Source organism: Caballeronia sordidicola (assembly GCF_000729995.1).
Classification (GTDB): Bacteria; Pseudomonadota; Gammaproteobacteria; order Burkholderiales; family Burkholderiaceae; genus Caballeronia; species Caballeronia sordidicola_A.
In genome coordinates this window covers 1-1,273 of sequence record NZ_JNFG01000084.1, presented here as the reverse complement: position 1 = coordinate 1,273, position 1,273 = coordinate 1, and the positions used below count along the sequence as shown (strand labels likewise).

The 1,273-nt window shown below is 57.9% G+C and carries 2 protein-coding genes; one reads left to right on the top strand and one right to left on the bottom strand.

The window, feature by feature from the left end; translation table 11 throughout:
- Positions 1-5 precede the first annotated feature (5 nt).
- Entirely contained in the window at positions 6-518 is a 513-nt protein-coding gene (locus FH08_RS0133765; RefSeq protein ID WP_031362595.1) for a winged helix DNA-binding protein, read from the bottom strand.
- A 185-nt stretch (positions 519-703) separates the two neighbouring features.
- On the opposite strand from FH08_RS0133765, the gene pxpB reads away from it, so the two are divergent.
- On the top strand, positions 704-1,273 hold a 570-nt coding region (pxpB, locus tag FH08_RS0133760; protein ID WP_031362594.1), incomplete at its 3' end, for a 5-oxoprolinase subunit PxpB.

Sequence of the window (1,273 nt, the reverse complement as noted above, 5' to 3'; positions counted from 1 at the left end):
AACCCCTATAGCGAAGCCGCTGCCCTCGCCGCCGTATCGTAGAGCCCCGATGCATTGCGCAGCAATTGCGCCGCCTCGCCTATCTGCTCATTGGTCAGTCCGCTCTCCTTCAACGTGCTGATCAAACAATTCTCCCGCACCTCCCGATACTTCCCGCACAACTCCCGCCCCGCCGGCGTTGCGGAAAAGAACACCTCCTTTCCCACTTTTTCGCTCTTCACATAGCCCCGCGCCATCAGCTTCTTAATGGCATAGCTGGCAACGTGCGTGTCCTCTATATTGAGAACAAAGCAGATATCGGCAATCTTTTTCTTCCGGTCCCGATGACTCACATGATGCAGCAGCGATACTTCCACCGCCGTCATGTCCTTCGCGCCCGCCGCGGACATGCATCGAACCATCCAGCGGTTGAAAGCATTACCGGCCATGATCAGGCCATATTCGAACTCGGACAACTCGGCGCTCGTTTCCGAGACGAGATGCTCGGACGAAACGATCTTGGTCGGATGACGGGTCATGGATATATAGACAGAACAATATGTCGGCGAGTTTAGCGTATCGAACGAAATTCACCGCCATGTCTAAATTCTTATTGATAAATTGTCGATAAATTATTAACAATGTACATTCCCGAGCTAGCGTCGAGACGACTAGTCTTTCGCCTTTCGTTCAAGCGCGCGCTCGATTACCGGCAAAACCCAGCATGACACCACCTAAAATTCACCCACTCGGCGACACCGCGCTTGTATGCGAAGCGCCGCCACCCGCCACGCTTGAATGCCAGCGACGAATGTGGGCGCTCGCCGACGCGGCGCGCCTGTGGCCGCATGTCGTGGAAGTCGTGCCGGGCATGAACAACCTCACGCTCGTCTTCGATCCCCTCCAGGCCGACCCCGCCGACCTCGCCAGCCAAATGAAAAACGCGTGGGAGCAAGCAGCGGAAGTCGAGGTGGGCACCACCGAAATCGAAATTCCCGTGCGCTACGGCGGCGCTCACGGACCCGATCTTGCGTCGCTCGCAAAGCAGTTGGACCTGAGCATCGATGAACTCGTGAAGCGCCACACGCAAGCCGATTACATCGTATTTTTCCTCGGCTTTCAGCCCGGCTTTGCCTACCTCGGCGGCCTCGATCCCACGCTGCACGCGCCTCGTCATCCCAAACCACGGCTGGAAGTGCCGGCCGGGTCGGTGGGTATCGGCGGGGAGCAGACGGGCATTTATCCGGCGGTGTCGCCAGGTGGCTGGCAACTCCTGGGACGCACGGACCTCAAA

Bases quoted from the DNA above. Each gene is read 5' to 3' on its own strand.
- FH08_RS0133765 (WP_031362595.1), bottom strand. From the start codon at position 518: ATGACCCGTCATCCGACCAAGATCGTTTCGTCCGAGCATCTCGTCTCG.